This window comes from Micromonospora sp. S4605, assembly GCF_003176715.1.
GTDB lineage: Bacteria > Actinomycetota > Actinomycetes > Mycobacteriales > Micromonosporaceae > Micromonospora > Micromonospora echinaurantiaca.
Genome location: NZ_QGSW01000249.1, coordinates 18720 through 44978 on the forward strand (window position 1 = coordinate 18720; position 26259 = coordinate 44978).

Sequence of the window (26259 nt, forward strand, 5' to 3'; positions counted from 1 at the left end):
GACGCCGCGTGAGGGTCAACCGCGCCGCGCCGTCTTCCGTCACGGTAGGTGACCATGACAACCGGGGCCGTCGCCCCGCCGGCGGCTCTTCGGGTACGCCCCGGGCGGTAGCCCGGTGGCCGCGCGCTACGCCCGGGGGCGGACCAGTCCCGACTCGTACGCCAGCACCACCGCCTGCACCCGGTCGCGCAGCCCCAGCTTGGTCAGCATGTGCCCGACGTGGGTCTTGATGGTGGTCTCGCTCACCGACAGCGCCCGGGCGATCTCGGCGTTCGACAGGCCCCGGGCGACGTGCACCAGCACCTCCCGCTCCCGCTCGGTGAGCGCGTCGAGCGCCCGGGGCGGGGTGGCCGCCGGGTCCGGCAGCACGTCGGCGAAGCGGTCCAGCAGCCGCTTGAGGATCCGGGGGGCGACCACCGCGTCCCCGCCGGCCACCGTCCGGATCGCGGCCACCAGGTCGTCGGCCGGCACGTCCTTGGCCAGGAAGCCGCTCGCCCCGGCCCGCAGCGCCCCGACCACGTACTCGTCGAGGTCGAAGGTGGTCAGGATCAGCACCCGCACCGGCAGCCGGGCGTCGACGATGGCCCGGGTGGCGGCGACCCCGTCCATCCGGGGCATCCGGATGTCCATCAGCACCACGTCGGGCAGCAGCCGCCGGGACAGCTCCACCGCCTCCACGCCGTCGCCGGCCTCGGCGACGATGTCCAGGTCGTCCTCGGCGCCGAGGACCATCCGGAACCCGGTACGCAGCAGCGGCTGGTCGTCGGCGAGCAGGATCCGCACCGGCCGTGCCGGCGCCGTCGGATCGGTCATCGTTCTCCCTGTCCTGCTGTCCCGTTGTCCTGCCGCTGTGCCGCTGTGCCGCTGTGCCACCCTGCCGCTGTCCCACCCTGCCGCTGTCCCACCCTGCCAGGTGGTCCCGTCGCCGTGCGGTCCCGCCGGCGCGGGCCGTCGTCGCTGTTGTCGGGGCGCGCCGTCAGGCCGGGCGGACGACCGCCGGCTCCACCGGAATCCTCGCGTACACCCGGAAGCCGCCGCCGGGGCGCGCCCCGATGCGCAGGACCCCACCGTAGAGGCCGACCCGCTCGCGCATCCCCACCAGCCCGTGCCCGATCCGGTCGGGCTCGGGCAGCGGCCCGCGCCCGGTGTCGGTCACCTCCACCTCGACCGCGTCGACGCCGAAATCCAACCGCACCTGCGCGGTCGCCGTACCGGCGTGCTTGAGCGCGTTGGTCAGCGCCTCCTGGGCGATCCGGTACAAGGTCAACGCCACCCCCTGCTCCATCCCGCCGGGGGTGCCCTCGACCCGCAGGGTGACCGGCAGGCCCGCCTCGCGTACCTGGTCGACGAGCGCCTCGATGCCGGCCAGCCCCGGCTGCGGAGCGAGGTCGGCGGCCGGCTCGGCGTCGGTACGCAGCACGTCCAGCAACCGGCGCAGCTCCCGTAGCGTGGCCCGGCCGGTCTCCTCGATGGTGGCGACCGCCTCGTCGGCGGCGTCCGGGTCGCGCCGCAGCACCCGGCGCGCCCCGGTGGCCAGCACCCCCATCACGCTGACGTGGTGGGCGACCACGTCGTGCAGTTCCCGGGCGATGCGCCGGCGCTCGTCGGCGACCGCCTGCTCGGCCAGCGCCCGCTGGTTCTCCTCGGCCACCCGGGCGCGCTCCCGCAACGCCTCCGTCGAGGTGCGGCGGGCGTGCACGGTACGCCCCACCGAGAACGCCACCGCCCCGATCAGCAGGTTGTTCAGCACCAGGTAGGCGGGGCCGATCTCCAGCACGCCGGCCGGGGGCGCCAGCGTGTTCACCAGCGCCACCGGCAGCCACAGCACGACCGCGGCGGCCAGCGCCTGCCGTACCGGCCGGCGGGCGGCGATGGTGTAGGTGAGCACGACGAAGGTCAACCCCTGGGTGCCCGGCGCGAAGTCCAGCAGGGCGGGCAGTGCCAGGCTCGCCACCGCCACGCCCACCGCCGGCCAGGGCGCCACCCGCCGCAGGACCGCCGGGGCGGCGCACAGCGCGCTCCAGCCCAGCGCCGCCGGCAGCGGCCGGGGCCACAGCTCGCGCGGGGTGAGCAGGGTGAAGACCGCCTCCGCCACGATCAGGCCGACGGCGAGCAACGCGTCGGCGGCCAGCGGGTGCCGGCGCGTCCACTCTCTCGGGCCCGAGGTCATACCGCGACGCTAGCCGCCGCGGCGCCGCGGAAAGATCGTCGCCGGCGGTGAGGCGGCCTCCTCCCTGAGGAGGAGACGACCTCGCGCGCCCTCAGGGGCAGCGGCCCGCCGGGAGGCGGAGCTGCGCGGCCCGGGAAGCCGCCCGCAAGCCCCGGCGGCCGGCGGTACCGGCCCGTCCATGGGCCGCGCGGGCCGGTGCGGTGCGATGCGTCGGGTGGCCGCCTGCTCGTCGACGTTGGGCGGCACTGTTGCGCAGCTTTTCGGCGCGGTCGGGTGGCTGCCTACTCGTCGGCGCCGGGCGGCGCCGGCCGGGAGCGGGCGTCGCGCAGTGGATCCGCCGCCGGCTCCGGAGTGGGGAAGGGCGGCGGAGTGCCGCCGAAGCTCGGGCAGAGCGCCTGGTGGTTGCACCAGTCGCAGAGCCGGCTCGGCCGGGGGCGGAAATCCTGCTGGGCGGTGGCCTGCTCGATCGCCCGCCACAGCGCCACCACCGTGCGCTCGAAGCGGAGCAGCTCGTCGGCGTCCGGCGCGTAGTCGCAGACCTCCGCGTCCTTCAGGTAGAGCAGCCGGAGCACCCGGGGGACCACGCCACGGGTGCGCCACAGCACCAGCGCGTAGAACTTCAGCTGGAACAGCGCGCGGGCCTCGAACGCCTCCCGCGGCGCGCCGCCGGTCTTGTAGTCGACCACCCGCAGCGCGCCGTCCGGCGCGACGTCGAGCCGGTCGAGGTAGCCCCGGATGAGCAGCTCGTCGTCGACCACCGCGGAGATCAGGCTCTCCCGCTCGGCCGGCTCCAGCCGGCGCGGATCCTCCACCGCGAAGTACCCCTCCAGCAGCGCCGCGGCCGAGCGGAGGAACTCGGCCACGGCCGGGTCGTCGCCCTCGGCGAACAGCCCGGCCAGCTCCGGCTGCTCGGTGACCAGCCGGTCCCACTGGGGGGCGACCAGGTCACCGGCGGCGTCCGGGGTGCGGCCGCCGGCCGGCAGGTCGAACAGCCGCTCCAGCACCGCGTGCACCAGCGTGCCCCGGGCCTGCTCGACGGTGGGCCGCTCGGGCAGCCGGTCGATGCTGCGGAACCGGTAGAGCAGCGGGCAGGTCTTGAAATCCGCCGCCCGCGACGGCGACAGCGAGGCCCGTACCGTCGCCGGCACCTCCGCCGGGGTCGCGGGCTGCTGGGTGATCACCGGTTCCGCCGTCATGCCCGGAAGGTTAGGGCACCGGTGTGACACCGCCACGGCCCGCCGCGCCGCACGCCGCGACGGGCCCGGTCCGTAGCATCGACCCGGTGGAGGAGCAGAACAGGCGACCGCGACCGCGGCCCGGTGGGCGCACCACGCTGACCGTGGGGCGGGTGTTCGGGGTGCCGCTGCACCTCAACGGCTCGATGCTGCTGCTGGCGGCCCTGGTGACCGTGATCTACGCCGAGTTCGCCCGCCACCAGCTGAACCTGCCGCAGATCAGCGGCTACCTGATCGGCCTCGGGTTCGTCGTCTCGCTGCTCGGCTCGGTGCTGCTGCACGAGCTGGGGCACGCGCTGACCGCCCGCCGGTACGGCATCGGTGTGCGCGGCATCACCCTGGAGCTGCTCGGCGGGTACACCGAGATGGACCGGGACGCGCCCACCCCGCGGGTCGACCTGCTGGTGTCGCTGGCCGGGCCGGCGGTCTCCGCGGTGCTCGGCGCGGTCGCGGTCGCGGTGACCCTCGCCCTGCCCGACCGTACGGTGGCCAACCAGCTCGCCTTCCAGCTCGCGGTGAGCAACGTGATCGTCGCGCTGTTCAACATCCTGCCCGGGCTGCCGCTGGACGGCGGGCGGGCGCTGCGCGCCGCGGTCTGGGCGCTCACCCGGGACCGGCACCGGGGCACCGAGGTCGCCGGCTGGGTCGGGCGGATCGTCGCCGTCGGCACCGCGCTGCTGGTCGCCGCGCTCACCGCCGCCCGGCTGCTGGCGCCGCTGGCGCTGCCGCTGATGCTGCTGGTCGCGTTCACCCTGTGGCGGGGCGCCGGCCAGTCGATCCGGGTGGCCCGGGTCAGCCGCCGGTTCCCGCTGATCGACCTGTCCCGGCTGGCCCGGCCGGTGCTGACCGTGCCCACCGGCACCCCGCTGGCCGAGGCGCAGCGGCGGCGGGCCGCCGGCGCCGCGCCGGGCGCCGCCCTGCTGGTCGCCGACTCGGCCGGCCGGCCGGTGAGCCTGGTCGACCCGGCCGCCGCGGAGACGGTGCCGGTGGAGCGTCGCCCCTGGCTGGCGGTCGACGCGGTGGCCCGGTCGCTGGCCGACCTGCCGGCCCTGCCGGTCGGGCTCGACGGGGAGCGGGTGATGGAGGCCGTGCAGGCCCACCCGGACGCGCAGTACGTGGTGACCGCAGGCGAAGATGTCGTGGGCATCCTGCACATCGCGGATCTGGCTCAGCTCCTCGAACCTCAACGGAAGATGAACACGTGACCGCAACTCCCTCCGCCGCCCAGGCCGACCCGGGCGCCGCGGCGCCCGCCGACACCCCGGCGCTGCCCCCCGTGCACCGCGGGCCGTTCCGGCCCGGCGACCGGGTGCAGCTGACCGACCCGAAGGGGCGGATGCACACGGTCACCCTGGAACCGGGCAAGGCGTTCCACACCCACCGGGGCATCCTGGAGCACGACGCACTGATCGGGCTGCCCGACGGCAGCGTGGTCACCACCTCCGGCGGCGGCACCGCATTCCTGGCGCTGCGGCCGCTGCTGTCGGACTACGTGCTGTCCATGCCGCGCGGCGCGCAGGTGATCTACCCGAAGGACTCCGCCCAGATCGTCGCCATGGGCGACATCTTCCCCGGCGCCAAGGTGCTGGAGGCCGGCGCCGGCTCCGGCGCGCTGAGCTGCTCGCTGCTGAGGGCCGTCGGCACCGAGGGGGAGCTGCACTCCTTCGAGCTGCGCGACGACTTCGCCCAGATCGCCCGGCGCAACGTGGAGGCGTTCTTCAACGGGCCGCACCCGGCCTGGCACCTGCACGTGGGTGACGTCGCCGAGTGCACCGAGACCGGCTTCGACCGGATCATCCTGGACATGCTCACCCCGTGGGAGACCCTCGACATGGTCGAGCGGGCGCTGCTGCCCGGCGGGGTGTTCATCGGCTACGTGGCCACCACCCCGCAGCTGTCCGAGCTGGTGGAGGCGCTGCGCGAGCGCGGCGGCTGGACCGAGCCGCGGGCCTGGGAGTCGCTGGTGCGCGACTGGCACGCCGAGGGGCTCGCCGTCCGGCCGGACCACCGCATGATCGCGCACACCGCCTTCCTGGTGTCCGCGCGTAAGCTCGCCCCCGGCGTGACCGCGCCGCCGCGGCGGCGCAAGCCCAGCAAGGGCACCGAGGCGTACGTGCAGCGCCGACAGGCACTGCGCGAGGCCGAGGCAGCCCGGCAGACGGCGGCCGCCCGAGCCGCCGGGGCGCAGCCCGACTCGACGGAGGAGATGGACAGGCCGTGACGGCGGAATGGGGCGGCTGGGAGTGAACGGGTGGATCCCGCCGGTCGGTGCGGGCCGGTGGTGCGACCCTCGGACGGTGGCATGAGCGAGCGGATCGTCCGGCTCGGCGCGGCGGTGTCCCGTGCCGGCGCGCGGCGTGACGGAGTGCCGGCATGAGCCGGCCCGGCTTCGGTGGCGGCGACCTGCCGGCGGTGTTCCCGGACTGGTCGCCCTACCAGGACCTCGAATCGGCGGCCCGGGCCTACCTGCGGGACCCGGACGTGGCGCTGGAGGCGCTCGGCGGGGTGCTGCGCGGGGCGTCGGTGCTCGGCTTCACCCTGGAACGCTTCGTCAACGAGGTCAACGGGGTGTGGCAGGAGGTAGTGGTCTGCGACGGCAGCCGGCTCGTCCTCTGGCACGGCGAGGACGTCCCGCCGGGGGAGGGGCCGCCCGGGTCGATGACCTCCTCGCTGCGGGTGGTGCCGGTCTCCTCGGTCACCGAGGTGGGCTGCCGGCGCCGGCTCACCCGGGGTGACAACGGCGAGATCCGGGTCGACAGCATCGACGTCTACCTGCTGCTGACCTCGCTCGACGAGGCCCCGCCGAGCGAGGAGATGGCGGGCGCGCCGCGACACGACGCGCTGCGCTTCGGCAAGACCCTCGACGACGGCGGCGCCGGGCAGATCGCCCGGCTGGAGGAGTTCGCCCGGCTGGTCGCCTCGGTGGTCGGGCGTCCGCTGCTCTGAGCGGCCGGCGGGGCGCCCCGGCCGCTCCGCCGCGGGCGGCGCCGGAGCGGTGAGTGGTTCGTGCCGGGGGCGGGGTCAGTCGTCGGCGTCGGGGCCGGCGACCTCGACGCCGTCGCTGTCGCGCACCACGTGGATGCACTCGCCCGGGCACTCGCGCGCCGAGTCGATCACCTCGAGGCGCAGGTGGGCGGGGACGTCGACCCGGTCGCCCGGGGCCTGCCGCAGCTCGCCGTCGGGGCCCTTGACGTACGCCAGGCCGTCGACGTCGAACTCGAAGACCTCCGGCGCGTACTGCACGCACAGCCCGTCGCCGGTGCAGAGGTCCTGGTCCACCCAGACCGTCAGCTGGTCGGTCGCGACCTCGGCCACGGGTGCACCCCCCATGTTCTCCCGTCCCACGCCCCGACGGTACCCGAACGCCCGTACGGCCCCACCGGCCCACCCTTGGCGATCAAGGTTCGGTGACGAGGGCGTTGCGCGGGACCGAATCGGCCTCATAGCGGCTAGTGTTAGGGCAGAACGTTCAAGCCCCCCGGGGAGGTGGGACGTGGCACGCAGCGACGACGCGGACTCGCGCGCCGCACGGTGGGAGAAGGAGGCCCACGATCTCTCCACGCAGGTCGCGTTCCTGCAAGAGGAACTCGCTCTGGTGCGGCGCAAGTTGACCGAAAGCCCCCGACACGTCCGGCAGCTCGAAGAGCGGCTGGCGGCCACCCAGGCACAGTTGGCGCGGCTGACCGAGAACAACGACCGGCTGGTGAGCACTCTCAAGGAGGCTCGCGCGCAGATCGTGACGCTCAAGGAGGAGATCGACCGCCTCGCGCAACCGCCGAGTGGCTACGGCGTCTTCCTGGCGCGGCACGACGACGGCACGGTGGACGTCTTCACCGGCGGCCGCAAGCTCCGGGTGGCCGTCTCGCCCTCGCTCGACGTGGCCGAGCTGCGGCGCGGCCAGGAGGTGCTGCTCAACGACGCGCTCAACATCGTCGACGCGTTCGGCTTCGAGCGGGTCGGCGAGGTGGTGATGCTCAAGGAGGTCCTCGAGGGCCCCGGCGGCGCTCCGGGCGACCGGGCGCTGGTGGTCTCGCACTCCGACGAGGAGCGGATCGTCCACCTGGCCGACTCCCTGATCGGTTCGCCGATCCGGGCCGGCGACTCGCTCATGATCGAACCGCGTTCGGCGTACGCGTACGAGCGGATCCCCAAGAGCGAGGTCGAGGAACTGGTTCTGGAGGAGGTGCCGGACGTCGACTACACCGACATCGGCGGCCTCCACGCGCAGATCGAGCAGATCCGCGACGCGGTGGAACTGCCCTTCCTGCACGCCGACCTGTTCCGCGAGCACCAGCTCCGCCCGCCGAAGGGCATACTGCTCTACGGCCCGCCCGGCTGCGGCAAGACGCTGATCGCCAAGGCGGTGGCCAACTCGCTGGCCAAGAAGATCGCCGAGCGCCGGGGCGAGGAGAAGCACACCAGCTACTTCCTCAACATCAAGGGCCCGGAGCTGCTCAACAAGTACGTCGGCGAGACCGAGCGGCACATCCGGCTGATCTTCCAGCGGGCCCGGGAGAAGGCCGGCGAGGGCACCCCGGTGATCGTGTTCTTCGACGAGATGGACTCGGTCTTCCGCACCCGTGGCTCCGGCGTCTCCTCGGACGTGGAGAACACCATCGTCCCGCAGCTGCTCAGCGAGATCGACGGCGTCGAGGGCCTGGAGAACGTCATCGTCATCGGCGCCTCCAACCGGGAAGACATGATCGACCCGGCGATCCTGCGGCCCGGCCGGCTCGACGTGAAGATCAAGATCGAGCGGCCGGACGCCGAGGCGGCCAAGGACATCTTCTCCAAGTACATCCTCTCCGGGCTGCCGCTGCACCCGGACGACCTGGCCGAGCACGGCGGCGACCCCCAGGCCACCGTCGCGGCCATGATCGACGCGGTGGTGCTGCGGATGTACTCGGAGACCGAGGAGAACCGCTTCCTCGAGGTCACCTACGCCAACGGCGACAAGGAAGTCCTTTACTTCAAGGACTTCAACTCCGGCGCGATGATCCAGAACATCGTCGACCGGGGCAAGAAGATGGCCATCAAGGAGTTCCTCACCTCCGGCCGCAAGGGGCTGCGCCTGCAGCACCTGCTCGACGCCTGCGTCGACGAGTTCCGCGAGAACGAGGACCTGCCCAACACCACCAACCCGGACGACTGGGCCCGCATCTCCGGCAAGAAGGGGGAGCGTATCGTCTACATCCGCACCCTCGTCTCCGGCGGCAAGGGCGCCGAGGCCGGCCGGTCCATCGAGACCGCCAGCAACACCGGCCAGTACCTGTAACACCCGAGTCGACGGGCCCGCGGCGCACCGCGGGCCCGTCGCCGTACCACCGGATGTACACCCGGCCGGCGCGCGTCCGCCGGGCGGGATGCCGGGCCCGTCGGTAAGCTTCCGGGCACCGCTTCGCCGACCCGCCGAGGAACCGCGTGCCGTCCGAGCTCACCGTCGTCGACCCGCCGGCCACCCCGGCGGCCGAGCCGACCCCACCGGAAACCCGCCGCCGACGCACCGCCGCGCTGGTGGCCGCGGCGCTGCTGGCGGCCTGGCTGGTCCCCGTCGTGGCGTACGCGACGCACCGCGCGTGGCTGCTGCCACCGCTGCTCCTGCTCGGCACCGCGAGCCTGCTGCGCGGCGGCCGCACCCTGCTCGACCGGCTGCTGCTGGCCACCATGCTGCTGCTCGGCGCGACCACCGCGGCGGGCCTGCTCGTCGCGGTCTGGCCCTGGGGGCTGCACCCGGTACCGGTCAACGGCACCGCCCTCACGGTGCTCGTGCTCGCCGCCGTGGCCACCGGCCGCCGCCCCCGGCTGCCCCGACCGGGCTGGGTCGACCTGTTCCCGGTCCTCGGCACCGCCGCACTCGTCGGCTACCTCGCCCAACCGCTGCTGCGCGCCGGAGACCTCGCCACCCGGCTGACCCTGCTCGGCCGCGGCGAGGACAACTACCGCCACCTCGCGCTCTTCGACGTCGTCGGCCGCGCCGGCGGCTACGTCTTCGTCGACCCGGCCGCCGCCCGGGAACAGATCGTCTCCGCCCTCGTCCACTACCCGCAGGGTTGGCACCTGACCACCGCCCTGCTCGACGGCCACCTCACCCCGATCGGCGCCGCCGCCCGCGGCGCCGGCGCCGTCGAGCCCTACCTGTGGTGGACCGTCGCCGGCTTCGGCCTGCTCACCCTCACCCTGCTCTGGGTCGCCCAGCGGATCCCCGGCCCGCTGCACCCCCTGCACCGCACGGTGCTCACCGTCGTCGTCGGCGCCCTGATCCTCGGCACCCAACTGCCGCGGCTGCTCATCGCCGGCTACCCCACCGAGGTGCTTGGCCTGACCCTCGCCGTCGCCCTGGCCGGCCTCGTCATCCGGCCGCTGGCCGGCACCCGGGAACAACTCGTCCTGCTGGGCGCCCTGCTGACCGGCATCGGCTTCAGCTACTACCTCTTCCTGCCCGCCGCCGTCGTGCTGGCGCTGTGCTGGTTCGCCGGCCACTGGCGGGAGGCGCTGCGCGCCTGGCCCACCCTGCTCGCCGTCGCCCTCGTCACCGTCCCCCTCGCCGCCACCACGCCGCTGCTGGGTCTGCTGCGCGCCGACCACGCCGAGGCGCTCGCCGCCCCGATCGGCCGGGACGTCACCCAGACCTGGCGCGCCCTGCTCTGGCTCGGCGGGCTGGTCGTGCTCGCCCTGGTCGTCCAGGTCCGCCGCAGCGACCGCGCCTGGCGCCGCACCCTGCTGGTCATGCTCGTCGGCGCCGGCTTCGCCCTCGCCATCGCCATCGCCAGCATCAACGCCGGCGGGCAACCGGCGTACTACTTCAACAAGGCCGGCCACCTGGCCACCGCGCTGTTCATCGTCGGCACCGCCGGCCTGGTCCGGCTGCTGCCCACCCCGCGCCGCGACCGCGGACTGCCCCGACGGATCGCCACCACCGCGGCGGCGACCGTCACCGGCGTCGCGCTCGCCGCCACCGCCGTCACCTACTGCGGCGTCACCGGCTGGCACCGCGGCATCCTGGTCACCGACGAGTGGACCTGGGCGCAGCGCTGGGTGCACCAGCACCTCGAACAGCCGGTCCGCGCCGCGGTGGTCTGCGCGGAGGTCGACCGGGCCTACCCGCCGGTGCCGTGGGCCACCACCTTCATCCTCGACCGCGGTCCCTACCGCTCCTACCTGGAGGGGCTCTGCCTCTCGGCCCTGCAGGGCACCACCGCGCAGAGCGAGCCCGGCGTCTACGGCATGGTCTTCCTCGAACCCGACCGCACCCGGGAGATGCTGCGCCGCACGCCCGGACCGGTCCGGTTCGTGGTCGCCGACCCGGGCGCCCGGCGGCGGATCGAGAAACTGCTCATCGCCGAACCGGAACTGCACCGCCGGGTGACCGTGGAGGTCATGCTGATCCCCGAGCCGTACCGCTGAGCCGCCGCGCGGCCGGCGACACCACGACCGGCTGCACCGCCACGCCCCCATCCGCGGTGGCGCCGACTACGCTCGACTCGACGGGGGACCGGTCGGGCGAGCGAAGCGGGTAGGTCGATGAGCGTAAGACGGATCATGGGCACCGAGGTCGAGTACGGCATCTCCGTACCGGGCCAGGCGGGGGCCAACCCGATGGTCACCTCGTCCCAGGTGGTCAACGCCTACGGGGCACGCCCGGAACTCAACCGCGGCGGCCGGGCCCGCTGGGACTACGAGGAGGAGTCGCCGCTGCGCGACGCCCGCGGCTTCACCTACTCCGGGGCCGCCTACGACCCCGCCGAGGCGCTGGCCGACGAGGATCTCGGCCTGGCCAACGTGATACTCACCAACGGCGCCCGGCTGTACGTCGACCACGCGCACCCGGAGTACTCCACTCCCGAGGTGACCAACCCGCTGGACCTGGTCCGCTGGGACAAGGCCGGCGAACGGGTGATGGCCGAGGCGGCCCGGCGCGCCGCCACCATCCCCGGCACCCAACCGATCCACCTCTACAAGAACAACACCGACAACAAGGGCGCCAGCTACGGCGCGCACGAGAACTATCTGATGCGCCGGCAGACCCCGTTCGCCGACATCGTCGCGTACCTGACGCCGTTCTTCGTCACCCGGCAGATCGTCTGCGGCGCCGGTCGGGTCGGCATCGGCCAGGACGGCGGGCAGAGCGGCTTCCAGATCTCCCAGCGGGCCGACTTCTTCGAGGTCGAGGTCGGGCTGGAGACCACCCTCAAGCGGCCGATCATCAACACCCGGGACGAGCCGCACGCCGACGCCGACAAGTACCGCCGGCTGCACGTCATCATCGGCGACGCGAACCTGTCGGAGATCTCGACGTACCTCAAGGTCGGCACCACCGCGCTGATCCTCACCATGATCGAGGAGAAGGCGCTCGGCGCGGACCTGGGCATCGCCGACCCGGTCAGCGAGCTGCGCGCGGTCAGCCACGACCCGTCCCTGTCCCACCTGATGCGGCTGCGCGACGGGCGCCGACTGACCGCCCTGGACGTGCAGTGGGCGTACTACGAGCGGGTCCGGTCCTTTGTCGACGACCGGTACGGCAACGACGCCGACGAGCAGACCCTGGACGTGCTGGCCCGCTGGGAGGGCGTGCTGGACCGGCTCGGCCGGGACGTGATGCTCTGCGCCGACGAGCTGGACTGGGTGGCCAAGCTGCGGCTGCTGGAGGGCTACCGGGAGCGGGAGAAGCTCGGCTGGGGCTCGCACAAGCTGCAGCTGGTGGACCTGCAGTACTCCGACGTGCGCCCGGAGAAGGGCCTCTACCACCGGCTGGTGACCCGCGGGGCGATGAAGACGCTGCTGACCGACGAGCAGACCCGCACCGCGATGACCGAGCCGCCGGAGGACACCCGGGCCTACTTCCGCGGCCGCTGCCTGGCCCAGTACGCCTCCGAGGTGGTCGCCGCCAGCTGGGACTCGGTCATCTTCGACGTGGGCCGGGAGTCGCTGGTGCGGGTGCCGATGATGGAGCCGGAACGGGGCACCCGCAAGCACGTCGGCGAGCTCTTCGACCGCTGCCCCAGCGCCAAGGACCTGCTGGAGACCCTCACCGGCGGCTGACCGGGCCGGCCGGCCCGCGGCGCGCCCGTCCGGCGCGCGGCGCCGCGCCGCCCGTACGACGGTGACCCCTGGCCCGTCGCGCGTACACCCGGCGCGCGGCGGGCCTTTCGTCGCTCCCGCGAGGTAAGTTTCTCGCAAGAGATCGTGGAGGAGGCACCAGATGGCCACTCGTGACAGCGGCGGGCAGTCGCAGTCCGGCAAGTCCCGCCAGGGCGAAGAGATCGAGGACGTCACCACCGAGGCCAACCCGGAGGTCGCCGAGCGGCACGCGGAGATCACCGAGGACGTCGACGACCTCCTCGACGAGATCGACTCCGTCCTCGAGGAGAACGCAGAGGAATTTGTCCGCGGATACGTGCAAAAGGGCGGTCAATAGACATAGCGGGTTAAACCGGACATGTCGCGTCCATTAGATGATCGAGACGGCAAGCGTCGCTGCCGTGACTGCGGGGAGTGGAAGGCGCTCGAGGATTTTTGCTCGAGCAGCAAGCGTCCCAGCGGTCGCGGCAGCTACTGCAAGCCGTGCTTCAATCGGCGCTCCAAGGCCAGCTATGCCAAGCGGGTACAGGAGGAGCATGGACGTGAGGTGAGGCGTTCCCGGGAACTGCCGGAAGGCCACGGCTTCTGCGTTGACTGTGGAACGGTCAAGCCTGTGGCCGACTTCCCCCGCAACCGTTCCGACAGCACCGGATACGCCACCTATTGCAAGCCGTGTCACAACACGCGCACTCGAGAGACCAAGGAACGGCTCTACGGTGGCGACCGCGAGTACCACCTGCGGCGGCGGTACGGCATCGGGCAGCAGGAGTTCGACGAGCTCCTGGCCGAGCAGGGCGGGGTCTGCGCCATCTGCGGCGGCGCGGACCCGCAACATGTGGACCACGATCATCGCACCGGTTGGGTGCGCGGGATACTCTGCTTCAACTGCAACGGTGGTCTTGGTCAGTTCCGTGACGATCAGGCGCGGCTGGCCGGGGCGATCACATACCTGAGAGGAACCACGTGGCAGCGGGTTTTGATCCATCCGGGCGTCTACCAGATGTGTTCACCAACGCGGGGACGTCCTCCTTCACCACGTTCCTGAGCAAGGTGGCTCCCGAGATGCTGCCCGGCCGCCGGCCGCTGCCGCCGGGCATGGCCGCCGACCTGGCGCCGCACGCCACCACCATCGTGGCCATCTCGGCCGCCGGTGGCGTGGTGATGGCCGGCGACCGACGGGCCACGATGGGCAACCTGATCGCCCAGCGCGACATCGAGAAGGTGCACCCGGCCGACGCGTACTCGCTGGTCGGCATCGCGGGCACCGCCGGCATCGGCATCGAGCTGATGCGACTGTTCCAGGTGGAGCTGGAGCACTACGAGAAGATCGAGGGCGCGATGCTCTCGCTGGACGGCAAGGCCAACCGGCTCGCCTCGATGATCCGGGGCAACCTGGGTGCGGCCATGCAGGGGCTGGCCGTGATCCCGCTCTTCGCCGGCTTCGACCTGGCCTGCGCCGACCCGGCGAAGGCCGGCCGCATCTTCAGCTTCGACGTCACCGGTGGCCCCTACGAGGAGACCGGCTACGACGCCATCGGCTCCGGGTCGCTGTTCGCCAAGTCCGCCCTGAAGAAGCGGTACCGGGCCGGGCTGTCGATGGACGACGCGGTCCGCCTCGCGGTGGAGGCGCTCTACGACGCCGCCGACGACGACACCGCGACCGGTGGGCCGGACCTCACCCGCCGGATCTACCCGGTGGTGATGACCGCGACGGCGGAGGGCACCCACCGGCTCACCGACGCCGAGACGGCGGCGATCGCCGAGAGCGTGGTCTCCGGCCGGATGGAGAACCCGGGCGGCTGATCCGCCCGCACAGTCAGCAGCCGTCAGCACAGCGCCGTAAGGAGAACCGCCGCCGTGGCCATGCAGTTCTACGCCTCGCCCGAGCAGATCATGCGCGACCGCTCCGAGCTGGCCCGCAAGGGCATCGCCCGGGGGCGCAGCGCCGTGGTCCTGAGTTACGAGGGCGGGGTGCTCTTCGTCGCGGAGAACCTCTCCAGCGCCCTGCACAAGGTCAGTGAGATCTACGACCGGATCGGCTTCGCCGCCGTCGGCCGGTACAACGAGTTCGAGAACCTGCGCCGCGCGGGCGTGCGGATGGCAGACCTGAACGGCCTGAGCTACGACCGGCGCGACGTCACCGGTCGGGCCCTGGCCAACGCGTTCGCGCAGACCCTCGGCGCGATCTTCACCGAGCAGTCCAAGCCGTTCGAGGTGGAGATCTGCGTGGCGCAGGTCGGCTCCACCGCCGAGGACGACGAGATCTACCGGCTCACCTACGACGGCTCGGTCAACGACGAGCCGGGCCGGATGGCGATGGGCGGCCAGGCGGAGGCGATCACCAACGTGCTCAAGGCCGACCACTCGGCGGAGATGTCGTTGAGCGACGCGGTGAAGCTGTCGGTGCGGGCGTTGAGCAGCGTCGGCGGCGAGGGTGGCGCGGCCCGGACCATCGCGGCCGACCAGCTGGAGGTGGCCGTGCTGGACCGCCGCCGGGTCGGCCGGACGTTCCGGCGGATCACCGGGGCGGCGCTGACCGCGCTGCTGGACGGCGGCGCGGCCAAGGCCGAGGAGCCGGCCGCCGCGGGTGGGCCGACGACGCCGACCACGCCGACCGAGGAGGCACACAAGCCGACCAGCTCCGCCGGGTCCGCGGACCTGGAGGACAAGCCGGGCCAGCCGGCCGACGAGTAGTCCCGTCGCGCTGCGCCGGGGTCCGGGCTTCCGGGCCCCGGCGTACGTGTTCGCGCCGCCTGCCAGCGCGCCGGCCGGGACCGGCGATGTCCGCCTGCCCACGGCGGTTGCGGGGCGGCCGGCTCAGCGGCCGGCCGGAGGGGACCGCGCCGCCCGGTGGCAGCGCGGTGGGCCGGTCAGGCCCGGCGCAGCAATGGCCGGACCAGCGCCCAGTAGCCGGCGGCGATGACGTTGAAGATGCCCATCCCGGGCGGCGCCTCGACGTTGGACGGGTCGACCTTCGCGGTCATCATGGCCGCAATGACGCCGTCGGGCACGGTCCGCTCCGCTTGCAGACGGCGGCGGCGGGCGCGTACCCAGGCCCGGTTGGTCCACAGCCAGCGCCAGCCACGGACCTTCTCCTTCGACCAGCCGCCGAGCAGCGCGGCGGCGAGCAGGGCGGCCTCGGAGAGCAGCAGCATCGGCGCTAGCAGCGCCAGCGTCCGCCCCTCGTACGCGGTGAGCAGGGAGAGCAGCCGGTTCCGCTCGACCAGGTAGACCTTGAGCGAGTTGCGGGAGAACTCGTAGTGGTGCACCACCACGGCGTCCGGCACGTACTGCGGGCGCAACCCGCGCTGCCAGAGGCGGAGGCTGAGCTCGGTGTCCTCGTGGTAGGCGAAGTACTCGGCGGGGAAGCCGTCCAGTTCCTGCCAGAGCTGGCGGGCGATGACGAAGCAGCAGCCGCTGAGCGAGGGCACCGTGGTGCGTACGGCGTGGGCGCTGGCCGGCTCGCCGTTGCCGCCGGCCCAGGAGAGCCCGATGAAGTGCAGCGGGTTACCGGAGGTGTTGATCAGCTGCGGGTTCTCGGCGAGCCGGATGGAGGCCATGGCGGCGCCGACGCCGGGCTCCCCGGCGACCGCGACGACCTTGGCCAGCGCGTCCGGGGCGACGATCGCGTCGGAGTTGACGAAGGCGAGCCACTCGCCGGTGGCCTCGGCCGCGCCGACCCGGCAGCCGCCGGCGTACCCGGTGTTGGTCTCCGGGCGGACCACCCGGACGCCGGGGAAGCCCTTGACCACGTCGATGCCGTCGCCGGTGCAGCCGTTGTCGACGACGATCAGCTCGATCTCGACGTCTGTGCTGGCCAGCACGGCCCGGGCGGCGTCGACCAGGTACGGCTCGGCGCCGTAGGCCAGCATCACCGCGGACACCTGGGGGCGGGTCATCGGATGCCTCCGGATACGCCAGTCGCCACGGCGTCGTCGAGCGGCCGGGCCGGGGTGGGGACGGGACGGGTGCCGCCGCGCAGCAGCAGCGCCATGGTGCCGGCGACCACGACGGAGCCGACGGCGTAGGCGAGCTCGACGCGGAGCGCGACCGGTGCGGGGGCCAGGGTCACCGCGAGCAGGGCGACCACGCCGAGCGTCCAGGCGGCGGCCTGGGCCCGATGCCGGTTCAGGGCGAGCAGGGCCTGGCCGAGCACCATTGCCCAGAGGTAGGCGAGGGTGCCCGCGGCGAGCCAGCCGAAGTCCACCTGGTCGAGCACGTCGGGGGCGTCGAAGAGGGCGCCGACCAGCCACGGGCCGAGCAGCACGGCGCCGACCGCGCCGATCAGCCCGAGCGCGGTGACCACGCCGAGCGACCGGCGGAGCAGGCCGTGGAAGGCGGCCCGGTCGCCGGTGGTGGCGGTGGCGGCGAGGCCGGGCAGCAGCGAGGCCTGCATGGAGCCGAACACGAAGAGCGGGATCCGCACCAGCACCAGCGCGGACAGCAGCGCGCCGGCGGTGGCCACGTCGTCGGGGGCGAGCAGCCGGACGTTGATCACGCCGACGTTCACCACGACCTGGGAGAGCAGGCTGGAGACGGTGAGCAGCCCGAGGCCGCGCACCAGTGCGCCCCAGGGCGCCGGCGCGCCGCCGCCCACGGCGCGCAGCACCGGGGGCAGGGTGAACAGCACGCTGGCCAGCGGGGCGATCACCAGCACCACCCCGTACCACAGCGGGGAACTGACGCCGGCGAGCCCGAACAGCGCGACCATGACGATGCGCAGCCCGCCGTCGACGCCGAGTTGGCCGCCGTACCAGGGGAACAGCGACAGGCCGGAGAGGACGCCGCGGGTGGTGTAGGCGATCGCCATGGCGACCAGCGACCCGATCAGCACCAGCACCATGTCGCCGTCGCCGGCGAAGAGCCGGTCGGCGAGCACGCGGTAGCCGGCGACGGAGGCGAGCACCATCACGGCGAGCACCGCGGCGGCGAGGGCGGCGCACCGGGCCAGCACCGGGCCGGGCGGCAGCCCCTGGGTACGGCGGGCGGCGACGACCCGGGCGACCTCCTGCTCGACCGGGATGAACACGCCGATGCCGACGGTGAACACGATCGACCAGAGCACCGACAGCGAGCTGTAGTCGGCCTCGGTGAGGCTGTGGCCGGCGACCGCGAGGTGGACGTAGGAGGCCAGTCCGAGCAGCGCCAGCCCGGCACCGACGGCCACGGTGCCGGGCGGGACGAGGGCGAGCAGGCGCCGCATCACTGGCGGATGAGCGCCAGCGTGAGCACCACGAACGCCCGGCCCAGGTAGATCATCGCCTTGGCGGGGGAGTGGCTGGGGGTGCCGGCCATCCGCTTGCGCATGGCCACCGGCACCTGCCGGATCCGGTAGCCGCGGCGGGCGGTGTGCACCAGGGTCTCGACGGTGTCGCCGAGGTACTCGGCCGGGTACCAGCGGGCGAACATCTCGATCACCCGCCGGTTCGCGGCGCGGAAGCCGGAGGTGGTGTCGGTGAGCTTGGTGCGGGCCACCCGGGACAGCACCGCGGAGAGCATGACCATCGCCCAGCGGCGCGGGCCGCGGACGGAGTAGTCGCCCTCGCCGGCGAACCGGGCGCCGATCACCAGGTCGTTGTCGTCGAGCAGGTCGACCAGCTTCGGCACGTAGCGAGGGTCGTGCTGGCCGTCGGCGTCGATCTGGATGGCGACGTCGTAGCCGTGGTCGCGGGCGTACCGGTAGCCGAGCCGCATGGCCCCGCCGACCCCGAGGTTGTAGGGCAGCTGGGCGACCCGGGCCCCGGCGGCGGCGGCGACGGCGGCGGTCCGGTCGGTGGAGCCGTCGTCGACCACCAGCACGTCGACGCCGGGCAGCTCGCCGCGCACCTCGCCGACCACGTCGGCGATCGAACCGGACTCGTTGAGCGCCGGGATGATGATCAGGACGCGCTTGCCGTTAACCATCGTTGGACACCAGTTCGTCTCGGGCGGCCCGCTCGGCGGCGATCTCGGCGCGCAGCAGGGCGAAGTCTTCGGCCAGGGTGCGGGTCTCCTCCTCCAGGGCGCTGACCTCCCAGCTCAGGTGCACACAGACCAGGAGCAGGAAGACGATGCCGAGGAAGAGCACGAGGCTGACGCCGGAGGCGACGCCGAGCATCCCGGCGACGCTGTCCAGCAGTCGGGGGAAGAGCGACAGGGGGATGACGACCAGCAGCACGCCGAGCCACAGCATGCCGTACTTCTCCCGGAGCTGACGGCGGCGAAGCAGCTCGACGATGGTGCCGAGCAGCAGCAGGCCGGTCAGACCGGTGACGAGGGTGAGCTTCATGCGACCTTCCACGGGGCGGGTGGAGCGGCGGAGGCGAACGCGTCGGCCAGGGTGGTGTGCCAGTCCGGAAGCGGTGGCAGACCCGCGGCGGCCCAACGGCCGTGCCCTAGCACACTGTACGCCGGTCTGGGGGCGGGACGACGAAACCGATCGCTGGTGGTGGGTCTGATCCGGTCCGGGTCGAGCCCGCGCAGCGTGAACACCGCGCGGGCCAGCCCGTACCAGGTGGTCTGGCCGGCGCAGGTGCCGTGGTAGACGCCGGCGGGGGCCCGGCCGGCCAGCGCCGCGTCGCCGAGCGCCACCAGCTGCGCGGCGAGGGCGTACGACCAGGTGGGCTGGCCGTGCTGGTCGTCGACAACGTCGAGGTGCTCACGCTGCTCGGCCAGCCGGAGCATGGTGGCGACGAAATTGGGCCCGTGCGCCCCGTACAGCCAGGCGGTGCGCACCACGTAGCCGGTTTCGGGGAGAAATCGGGCGACGGCCCGCTCCCCGGCCAGCTTCGAGCGGCCGTACGCGTTGACCGGCGCGGTGGGCGCGTCCTCGGCGTACGGGGTGGTGCCGTCGCCGGGGAAGACGTAGTCGGTCGAGACGTGCACCAGCCGGGCGCCGGTGGCCGCGCAGGCCGCGGCGAGGTGCCCGACGGCGTCGCCGTTGACAGCGGTGGCGGCCGCCTCCTGCTCCTCGGCCCCGTCCACGTCGGTCCAGGCCGCGGTGTTGACCACCAGGTCGTGCCCGGCGACGGCGGCCCGGACGGCGGCGGCGTCGGTGATGTCGACCTCGGCCCGGGTGGCGGCGGTCACCTTCAGGTCGGGCCGGCTGTCGAGCACCGTGAGCAGGTCCCGGCCGAGCATCCCGCCCGCTCCGGTGACGAGCACCCGGCTCATGCGGCGGGGGCCGACTTCAGCGGCTCCCACCAGGCCCGGTTATCCCGGTACCACTGCACGGTGTCGGCGAGGCCGCGGTCCAGGTCGATGCTCGGGGCGTACCCCAGCTCGTCGCTGATCTTGGTGATGTCCAGCGAGTAGCGGCGGTCGTGGCCCTTGCGGTCGGCGACCGGGACGACCCGGTCCCAGCCGGCCCCGCAGGCCTCCAGCAGCCGGCCGGTGAGCTCCTTGTTGGTCAGCTCGGTGCCGCCGCCGATGTTGTAGACCTCACCGGCGCGGCCCTTCTGCTGCACCAGCGCGATGCCCCGGCAGTGGTCGTGCACGTGCAGCCAGTCCCGCACGTTGCCGCCGTCGCCGTAGAGCGGCACCGTCCCGCCGTCGAGCAGGTTGGTGACGAACAGCGGGATGACCTTCTCCGGGAACTGGTACGGCCCGTAGTTGTTGGAGCAGCGGGTGACCACCACGTCCATGCCGTGGGTGCGGTGGTAGGCCAGGGCGAGCAGGTCGGAGCCGGCCTTGGAGGCCGAGTACGGCGAGTTCGGCGCCAGCGGCCAGGTCTCGGTCCAGGACCCTTCGTCGATCGACCCGTACACCTCGTCGGTGGAGACGTGCACGAACCGGCCGGTGCCGTGGCGCAGCGCGGCGTCGAGCAGGGTCTGGGTGCCCAGCACGTTGGTGGTGACGAACGGCGCGGCACCGGCGATCGAGCGGTCGACGTGCGATTCGGCGGCGAAGTGCACGATCACGTCGTGACCGGGCACCACCTGGTCGATCAGGGCCGGGTCGCAGATGTCGCCCTGCACGAAGCGGAACCGGGGGTCGTCGCGCACCGGCGCGAGGTTGGCCAGGTTGCCGGAGTAGGTCAACTTGTCGAGCACGGTCACCGCGGCAGGCTCGACCGCGGGCACACCCGTGGCGCTGCCGAGGGGCACGCCCAGCAGCATGCGGACGTACTCCGACCCGATGAATCCGGCTCCGCCGGTGACGAGGATCCTCACGGGTCCGGAAGTGTACGCGACGTGACGACGAGGCCGGGGGACGCGGACCCGGCTGTCCGGTTCGGCCCGGTCCCGGTAGGCTCCCCCGGTGCGCGGAATCCTACTCGCCGGTGGCACCGGATCCCGGCTCTGGCCGATCACCCGGGCGGTGTCCAAGCAGCTGATGCCGGTCTTCGACAAGCCGATGATCTACTACCCGCTCTCCACGCTGGTGATGTCCGGCGTGCGGGAGATCCTGGTGATCACCACGCCGGAGGACCAGAGCCAGTTCCAGCGGTTGCTGGGTGACGGCAGCCAGTGGGGGCTGCGGCTGGAGTACGTCGTCCAGGCCCGCCCGGAGGGCATCGCCCAGGCGTTCGTGCTCGGCGCGGACTTCATCGGCGACGAGGCGGTGGCGCTGATCCTGGGCGACAACATCTTCCACGGCGTGGGCCTGGGCCGGCAGCTCGCCGCGCACGGTGACCTGGTCGGCGGCCGGGTGTTCGCCTACCCGGTGGCCAACCCGGAGGCGTACGGGGTGGTCGAGTTCGACGAGGGCGGCAAGGTGCTCTCGATCGAGGAGAAGCCGACCCGGCCCAAGTCCCGGTACGCGGTGCCGGGGCTGTACTTCTACGACAACCGGGTGGTCGACATCGCCCGCAAGCTCACCCCGAGCGCCCGCGGCGAGTTGGAGATCACCGCCGTCAACGAGGCGTACCGGGAGACCGGCGAGCTGTCGGTGACCGTGCTGGACCGGGGCACCGCCTGGCTGGACACCGGCACGTTCACCTCGATGATGCAGGCCGCCGAGTTCGTCCGGGTGATCGAGGAGCGGCAGGGCATGAAGATCGGCTGCGTCGAGGAGGTGGCCTGGCGGGCCGGCCTGATCGACGACGCGCAGCTGCGCGCGCTGGCCGAGCCGCTGACCAAGAGCGGCTACGGCGACTACCTGCTCGGGCTGCTCGCCGAGCGGGACGGCCAGGCGGTGCCGCGGTGAGCGCGGAGAGCGCGGGGAGCGCGCAGCAGCGCCGGACGGGGGTGGCCCGGTGAAGATCCGGCCGTTGGGCATCGAGGGCGCCTGGGAGATCACCCCGCGGCAGCACGGCGACCCGCGCGGACTGTTCATGGAGTGGTACCGGTTCGACCGGCTCGCCGAGGCGGTGGGGCATCCGCTGCGGCTGGCCCAGGGCAACCTGTCCGTCTCGGCCCGTGGCGTGGTGCGCGGCATCCACTTCGCCGACGTGCCGCCCGGCCAGGCCAAGTACGTCACCTGCGTCCGCGGCGCGGTGCTCGACGTGGTGGTCGACCTGCGGGTCGGCTCGCCCACGTTCGGCCGCTGGGAGGGCGTCCGGCTGGACGACGTGGACCGTCGCGCGGTGTACCTCAGCGAAGGGCTGGGGCACGGGTTCTGCGCGCTGACCGACGACGCGACGCTGAGCTACCTCTGCTCCACCACCTACAACCCGACCGGCGAGCACGCGGTGCACCCGCTGGATCCGGAGCTGGGCATCGAGTGGCCGGTCGACGAGCCGCAACTGTCGGCCCGCGACGCCGCCGCGCCCAGCCTGGCGCGGGCCCGGGAGAGCGGCCTGCTGCCCGATCACGCGACCTGCCGGTCGTACGTGGCGAGCCTGCGGCCGGACGGTATGCCGCAATCGGCCGGGAATTGACGGCCCCGCGGACCACGACCTGTGGTGTGACAGTGACGAACGGGCCCTCCGGGCGGCTAATGTCTCATCATGGAGCGGCGAATCTTCGGCCTCGAGACCGAGTACGGCGTCACCTGCACCTATCGGGGGCAGCGGCGGCTCTCCCCTGACGAGGTCGCCCGGTACCTCTTCCGCCGGGTGGTGTCCTGGGGCCGGTCGAGCAACGTGTTCCTGCGCAACGGCGCCCGGCTCTACCTCGACGTCGGCTCGCACCCCGAGTACGCCACCCCGGAGTGCGACTCGGTGGTCGACCTGGTCGCCCACGACCGGGCCGGCGAGCGGATCCTGGAGGGGCTGCTCGTCGACGCGGAGAAGCGGCTGCACGACGAGGGCATCGCGGGTGAGATCTACCTGTTCAAGAACAACACCGACTCGGCCGGCAACTCGTACGGCTGCCACGAGAACTACCTGGTCTCCCGGCACGGCGAGTTCGGCCGGCTGGCCGACGTGCTGATCCCGTTCCTGGTCACCCGGCAGCTGATCTGCGGCGCCGGAAAGGTGCTGCAGACCCCGCGCGGCGCGGTCTACTGCCTGTCCCAGCGCGCCGAGCACATCTGGGAGGGCGTCTCCTCGGCGACCACCCGCAGCCGGCCGATCATCAACACCCGGGACGAGCCGCACGCCGACGCCGAGCGCTACCGACGGCTGCACGTCATCGTCGGCGACTCCAACATGAACGAGGTCACCACGCTGCTGAAGGTCGGCACCGCCGACATCGTGCTGCGGATGATCGAGGCCGGGGTGGTGATGCGCGACCTCACCCTGGAGAACCCGATCCGGGCGATCCGCGAGGTGTCGCACGACATCACCGGCCGGCGCAAGGTGCGGCTCGCCTCCGGCAAGGAGGTCAGCGCGCTGGAGATCCAGCAGGAATACCTCGCCAAGGCGACCGAGTTCGTCGAGCGGCGCGGCGGCGACCAGACCGCCAAGCGGGTGGTGGAGCTGTGGGGCCGGGTGCTGCGCGCGGTGGAGACCGGCGACCTGGAGCCGGTGGCCCGGGAGATCGACTGGGTGACCAAGCTGCGGCTGATCGAGCGCTACCAGCGCAAGCACGACCTGCCGCTGTCGCACCCCCGGGTCGCGCAGATGGACCTCGCCTACCACGACCTGCGCCGCGGCCGGGGCCTCTACGGGCTGCTGGAGCGGCGCGGCGAGGTGGACCGGGTGGCCACCGACCCGGAGATCTTCGAGGCCAAGGAGACGCCGCCGCAGACCACCCGGGCCCGGCTGCGCGGGGAGTTCATCCGGCACGCCCAGGAGAAGCGGCGCGACTTCACCGTCGACTGGGTGCACCTGAAGCTCAACGACCAGGCGCAGCGCACCGTGCTCTGCAAGGACCCGTTCCGGGCGTACGACGAGCGGGTCGAGCGGCTGATCGCCAGCATGTGACGGCGCGCCCGAGCCCCGGTGGCGGTCACCGCCGCCGGGGCCGGGTGGCCGGGTAGGCTGACCGCGCCATGACGACTTCCGAACCTGACGAGAGCGGCCGGCAGCGGCAGAACTTCATCGAGCGCCGCCGCGAGAAGATCCGCGAGGAGATCGCGCGCAACCGGCGCGGCGAGTACACCGTGCCGACCTGGGTGCTCGCGGTCGCCCTGGTGGTGATCGTCGGCGCCTGGCTGGGCCTGATCTTCCTCGCCTGAGCGCCGCCTCCGCCGCCGCGCCCGCCGCCCGGTCCGGCGGATCGGGTCAGGCCGCCAGGCGGGCGGCGTGCCGGCCGGCCGCGGCGGCGGCCAGGAAGTAGGCGTGGTCGGCGTCCAGGCCGCGGCCCATCGTGGACAGCCGGACCGGGGTGGCGCGCAGCGCGGTGTCCAGCCCGTCGGTGGGTACCCGGACGATCCGGTGTCGCCCCGCCAGCGGGGCGAGGGCCGCGTCGACCTCGGCGGCCAGCGTCGGGTCGAGGCCGTCGGGTACCACCAGCTCGGCGGCGGCGAGCGCGACCCGGCCGTACGCGGTGAGGCTGTGGTGTGACACTCCACGGTGCCGGGGACGCGGGTCGGCGGCGGAGATGCGCAGCGACCCGACGGCCCGCCCGCCCAGCGCGGCGACCGCGTTGACCGCCTCGCCGACGGCCACCCCGGAGAAGCCCCAGCGGGTGCCGGTGCCCAGGTTGCCCGGCCCCTGGGCGACGATCGCCACATCGGCGCCGAGCACGTGCCGGGCGGCGAGCAGCCCGCTGTGCAGGGTGGCGGCCTCCAGGTCGCCGCCGAACGCCTGCCCGACGCTGATCGTGCCGACCAGGTAGTCCCGCAGCCCGGCGAGGGTCCGGGAGAACCACGCGGGCAGCGCCCCGCCGTCGGTGAGCAGGTACGCCACCCGCGCGTCGGGGGCGTCGGCGTGGATCCCGGCCAGGATCGCCGGCAGCGCCGAGTGCAGGTCGGCGGTGACCACGGGCAGGCCGGCGACGTCCTCGGCGGCCGCGAGCACCGCCCGGTGCGGCGAGGCCTCCTCGTCCACGCCGAGCAGGATCGGCTGCAGCGGGGTGTAGCGGGCCTTGACCAGGTGGCCGGCGTCGCGGTTGTCCAGCGCCTGCGGCGGGTCCGGCGGCAGCCGGTCGGGCAGCGCCACCACCAGTGCGTACCCGCCGGTGCCGAGCCCCATCAGCAGCGCGCCGGCGTTGAGCAGCACCCGGTCGCCGGGCTCCGGCCGGCCGACCAGGTCGGGGTAGGCCAGCGCCCGCATGGTGGTGCCGTCCGGCAGGTCGACGTCGAGCTCGACCGCCCCGGCCCACTGCCGCCGCAGCGCGCTCACCGTTCCCGACCGCCATCGCACCATGCCCGGCACGGTATCGGGCCGGGCATCCGGCACCGGGGTGGGGACCCGCCCGGCGTGACCTCCGGCGGCCGGCACGGGTGCCTGGCCCGCCGCGCGCGCCGTGCCGCGCCCGCGTGGGCACCACGCCGGCGGCCGGATCGGTTCCGGATCGAGCCGCTGCGCCGTCAGTCCGGCCCGGTGCCGCCCGGTGCTCCGCCGGCATCGGCCGGGCCGGCCGGGTCGGGGTGGGCGTCGCGGGCGGTGGCCCGGGTCGGGTCGAGGAAGACGTACCGGATCTCCGGGTAGCGGCCGGTCAGCCGCCGCTCGGCGGCGTCGGCGGCGGCCTCGATCTGCGCGCCGGTGGCCGCGTCGTCGAAGTCGACCTTGGCGGCGACCAGGATGTCGGCCGGGCCGAGCTGCATGGTCAGCAGCGTGTCGACCCGCCGCACGGCGGGCAGGTCGGTCAGCTCGCGGTCGATCTCCTGGCGCAGCCGGGCCGGCACCGACCGCCCCACCAGCAGCGACAGGTTGCGCAGCGCCAGCGTCACGGCGACCACCAGGAGCAGCACGCCGATCAGGATCGAGGCGATCCCGTCGTACAGCTCGTCGCCGGTCAGCTCGGACAGCGCGACCCCGGCGGCGGCCAGGACCAGTCCGATGAGGGCCGCGCTGTCCTCCAGGAACACCGCCTTCACGGTGGTGTCCGCGGTCAGCCGCAGATAGCGCCGCGGGGTGGTGCGCCAGCGCCGGGACTCGGCGCGGACCTGGCGCGCGGCCCGGGCCAGGGAGACCGACTCGATCACGAACGAGACCGCCAGCACGACGTACGAGACCAGGTAGTCGCCGCTGTGCTCGTGCACGAGGATGGTGGTGACGCCGTGGGTGACGGCGAAGCCGGCCCCGGCGACGAAGGTGAACACGGCGGCCAGGAACGCCCAGACGTAGCTCTCCTTGCCGTAGCCGAACGGGCGGCGGGCGTCCGCCGGCCGGGCCCCGCGGCGCAGCGCCAGGTAGAGCAGCGCCTCGGTGGTGGTGTCGGCGACCGAGTGGACCGCCTCGGAGAGCATGGCCGCCGAACCGGAGATCAGCCCGGCGACCAGCTTCGCCGCCGCGATCGCGAGGTTGGCGGCGCCGGCGACGACGACCGTGCCGACGCTCTCGGTCCGGACGGTCGGTGCGGTCAC

Annotated in this window: 26 protein-coding genes; 14 read left to right on the forward strand and 12 right to left on the reverse strand. The window is 73.4% G+C overall.

The window, feature by feature from the left end:
* Positions 1-126 precede the first annotated feature (126 nt).
* The 3 genes from DLJ47_RS22265 to DLJ47_RS22275 form a co-directional block, all read right to left on the reverse strand.
* A complete protein-coding gene (locus DLJ47_RS22265; RefSeq protein WP_109902378.1) occupies positions 127-813 on the reverse strand; it encodes a response regulator in 687 nt (228 codons plus the stop codon).
* Between the two features lie 163 nt (positions 814-976).
* Complete coding sequence (locus tag DLJ47_RS22270; RefSeq protein ID WP_109902380.1) at positions 977-2170, reverse strand: sensor histidine kinase; 1194 nt, start codon at positions 2168-2170, stop codon at positions 977-979.
* 281 nt (positions 2171-2451) lie between these two features.
* Positions 2452-3366 (reverse strand): RecB family exonuclease, encoded by a 915-nt coding sequence (locus tag DLJ47_RS22275; RefSeq protein ID WP_109902382.1) that lies wholly within the window; start codon positions 3364-3366, stop codon positions 2452-2454.
* Positions 3367-3518: 152 nt separating this feature from the next.
* Between DLJ47_RS22275 and DLJ47_RS22280 the strand changes: the two genes are divergently transcribed.
* From DLJ47_RS22280 to DLJ47_RS22290, 3 genes are all read left to right on the forward strand, one after another.
* Entirely contained in the window at positions 3519-4610 is a 1092-nt protein-coding gene (locus tag DLJ47_RS22280; RefSeq protein WP_396777931.1) for a M50 family metallopeptidase, read from the forward strand.
* Positions 4607-5626: a tRNA (adenine-N1)-methyltransferase gene (locus tag DLJ47_RS22285; RefSeq protein ID WP_396777723.1), complete on the forward strand. Its 1020-nt coding sequence runs from the start codon at positions 4607-4609 to the stop codon at positions 5624-5626. The genes DLJ47_RS22280 and DLJ47_RS22285 overlap by 4 nt, the downstream gene beginning before the upstream one ends.
* A 152-nt stretch (positions 5627-5778) precedes the next feature.
* A complete protein-coding gene (locus DLJ47_RS22290) occupies positions 5779-6351 on the forward strand; it encodes a hypothetical protein (RefSeq protein WP_088993745.1) in 573 nt (190 codons plus the stop codon).
* A 75-nt stretch (positions 6352-6426) separates the two neighbouring features.
* On the opposite strand, the gene DLJ47_RS22295 is transcribed toward DLJ47_RS22290, so the two are convergent.
* Positions 6427-6720, reverse strand: a complete 294-nt coding sequence (locus DLJ47_RS22295) for a ferredoxin (protein WP_088993746.1) — start codon at positions 6718-6720, stop codon at positions 6427-6429.
* 178 nt (positions 6721-6898) lie between these two features.
* Between DLJ47_RS22295 and arc the strand changes: the two genes are divergently transcribed.
* The 7 genes from arc (at position 6899) to prcA (ending at position 15177) form a co-directional block, all read left to right on the forward strand.
* Positions 6899-8680 carry a proteasome ATPase gene (gene arc, locus DLJ47_RS22300; protein ID WP_109902384.1) on the forward strand — a complete coding sequence of 594 codons (1782 nt, stop codon included), beginning with the start codon at positions 6899-6901 and terminating at the stop codon, positions 8678-8680.
* Positions 8681-8826: 146 nt separating this feature from the next.
* Positions 8827-10809 carry a hypothetical protein gene (locus tag DLJ47_RS22305; RefSeq protein WP_109902386.1) on the forward strand — a complete coding sequence of 661 codons (1983 nt, stop codon included), beginning with the start codon at positions 8827-8829 and terminating at the stop codon, positions 10807-10809.
* A 117-nt stretch (positions 10810-10926) separates the two neighbouring features.
* Entirely contained in the window at positions 10927-12444 is a 1518-nt protein-coding gene (gene dop / locus DLJ47_RS22310) for a depupylase/deamidase Dop (RefSeq protein WP_109902388.1), read from the forward strand.
* A 160-nt stretch (positions 12445-12604) separates the two neighbouring features.
* Positions 12605-12820: a ubiquitin-like protein Pup gene (locus DLJ47_RS22315; RefSeq protein ID WP_067366797.1), complete on the forward strand. Its 216-nt coding sequence runs from the start codon at positions 12605-12607 to the stop codon at positions 12818-12820.
* A 276-nt stretch (positions 12821-13096) separates the two neighbouring features.
* Positions 13097-13528, forward strand: a complete 432-nt coding sequence (locus DLJ47_RS37035) for an endonuclease VII domain-containing protein (RefSeq protein WP_233257954.1) — start codon at positions 13097-13099, stop codon at positions 13526-13528.
* Complete coding sequence (gene prcB, locus DLJ47_RS22325; RefSeq protein WP_199235966.1) at positions 13447-14286, forward strand: proteasome subunit beta; 840 nt, start codon at positions 13447-13449, stop codon at positions 14284-14286. Before DLJ47_RS37035 ends, prcB begins: the two co-directional genes overlap by 82 nt.
* Before the next feature lie 54 nt (positions 14287-14340).
* Entirely contained in the window at positions 14341-15177 is an 837-nt protein-coding gene (gene prcA, locus DLJ47_RS22330) for a proteasome subunit alpha (protein ID WP_109902394.1), read from the forward strand.
* 176 nt (positions 15178-15353) lie between these two features.
* Here prcA and DLJ47_RS22335 read toward each other — a convergent pair whose 3' ends face one another.
* Genes DLJ47_RS22335 through rfbB form a run of 6 tightly spaced genes read right to left on the reverse strand, consistent with a single transcriptional unit; the run spans position 15354 to position 20633 of the window.
* Positions 15354-16382, reverse strand: a complete 1029-nt coding sequence (locus DLJ47_RS22335) for a glycosyltransferase family 2 protein (protein ID WP_109902396.1) — start codon at positions 16380-16382, stop codon at positions 15354-15356.
* Positions 16379-17686, reverse strand: coding sequence for a lipopolysaccharide biosynthesis protein (locus DLJ47_RS22340; RefSeq protein WP_233257955.1), 1308 nt, complete (start codon positions 17684-17686; stop codon positions 16379-16381). The genes DLJ47_RS22335 and DLJ47_RS22340 overlap by 4 nt, the downstream gene beginning before the upstream one ends.
* The gene (locus DLJ47_RS22345; RefSeq protein WP_109902398.1) at positions 17686-18387 is read right to left on the reverse strand and encodes a glycosyltransferase family 2 protein; all 702 of its coding nucleotides are present in this window, start codon (positions 18385-18387) and stop codon (positions 17686-17688) included. Before DLJ47_RS22345 ends, DLJ47_RS22340 begins: the two co-directional genes overlap by 1 nt.
* Positions 18380-18751, reverse strand: coding sequence for a DUF2304 domain-containing protein (locus tag DLJ47_RS22350; RefSeq protein WP_088993756.1), 372 nt, complete (start codon positions 18749-18751; stop codon positions 18380-18382). Before DLJ47_RS22350 ends, DLJ47_RS22345 begins: the two co-directional genes overlap by 8 nt.
* Positions 18748-19635 (reverse strand): dTDP-4-dehydrorhamnose reductase, encoded by an 888-nt coding sequence (rfbD, locus tag DLJ47_RS22355; protein ID WP_109902400.1) that lies wholly within the window; start codon positions 19633-19635, stop codon positions 18748-18750. Before rfbD ends, DLJ47_RS22350 begins: the two co-directional genes overlap by 4 nt.
* A complete protein-coding gene (rfbB, locus tag DLJ47_RS22360; protein ID WP_109902402.1) occupies positions 19632-20633 on the reverse strand; it encodes a dTDP-glucose 4,6-dehydratase in 1002 nt (333 codons plus the stop codon). Before rfbB ends, rfbD begins: the two co-directional genes overlap by 4 nt.
* Before the next feature lie 88 nt (positions 20634-20721).
* Between rfbB and rfbA the strand changes: the two genes are divergently transcribed.
* The 4 genes from rfbA to DLJ47_RS22380 all read left to right on the forward strand — a co-directional run bounded on the left by rfbA (position 20722) and on the right by DLJ47_RS22380 (position 23964).
* Complete coding sequence (gene rfbA / locus DLJ47_RS22365) at positions 20722-21609, forward strand: glucose-1-phosphate thymidylyltransferase RfbA (RefSeq protein ID WP_109902404.1); 888 nt, start codon at positions 20722-20724, stop codon at positions 21607-21609.
* Between the two features lie 49 nt (positions 21610-21658).
* On the forward strand, positions 21659-22282 hold the full coding sequence (locus tag DLJ47_RS22370) for a dTDP-4-dehydrorhamnose 3,5-epimerase family protein (protein WP_109902406.1): 624 nt from the start codon (positions 21659-21661) through the stop codon (positions 22280-22282).
* A gap of 69 nt (positions 22283-22351) precedes the next feature.
* Complete coding sequence (gene pafA, locus DLJ47_RS22375) at positions 22352-23710, forward strand: Pup--protein ligase (RefSeq protein WP_088993761.1); 1359 nt, start codon at positions 22352-22354, stop codon at positions 23708-23710.
* 68 nt (positions 23711-23778) lie between these two features.
* Positions 23779-23964: a hypothetical protein gene (locus tag DLJ47_RS22380; RefSeq protein ID WP_088993762.1), complete on the forward strand. Its 186-nt coding sequence runs from the start codon at positions 23779-23781 to the stop codon at positions 23962-23964.
* Positions 23965-24010: 46 nt separating this feature from the next.
* Here the strand turns inward: DLJ47_RS22380 and DLJ47_RS22385 are convergent, their stop codons facing one another.
* Together DLJ47_RS22385 and DLJ47_RS22390 are read right to left on the reverse strand one after the other, a co-directional pair.
* The gene (locus DLJ47_RS22385) at positions 24011-25096 is read right to left on the reverse strand and encodes a DUF3866 family protein (RefSeq protein ID WP_109902408.1); all 1086 of its coding nucleotides are present in this window, start codon (positions 25094-25096) and stop codon (positions 24011-24013) included.
* Between the two features lie 164 nt (positions 25097-25260).
* Positions 25261-26259 carry a cation diffusion facilitator family transporter gene (locus DLJ47_RS22390; RefSeq protein WP_109902410.1) on the reverse strand — a complete coding sequence of 333 codons (999 nt, stop codon included), beginning with the start codon at positions 26257-26259 and terminating at the stop codon, positions 25261-25263.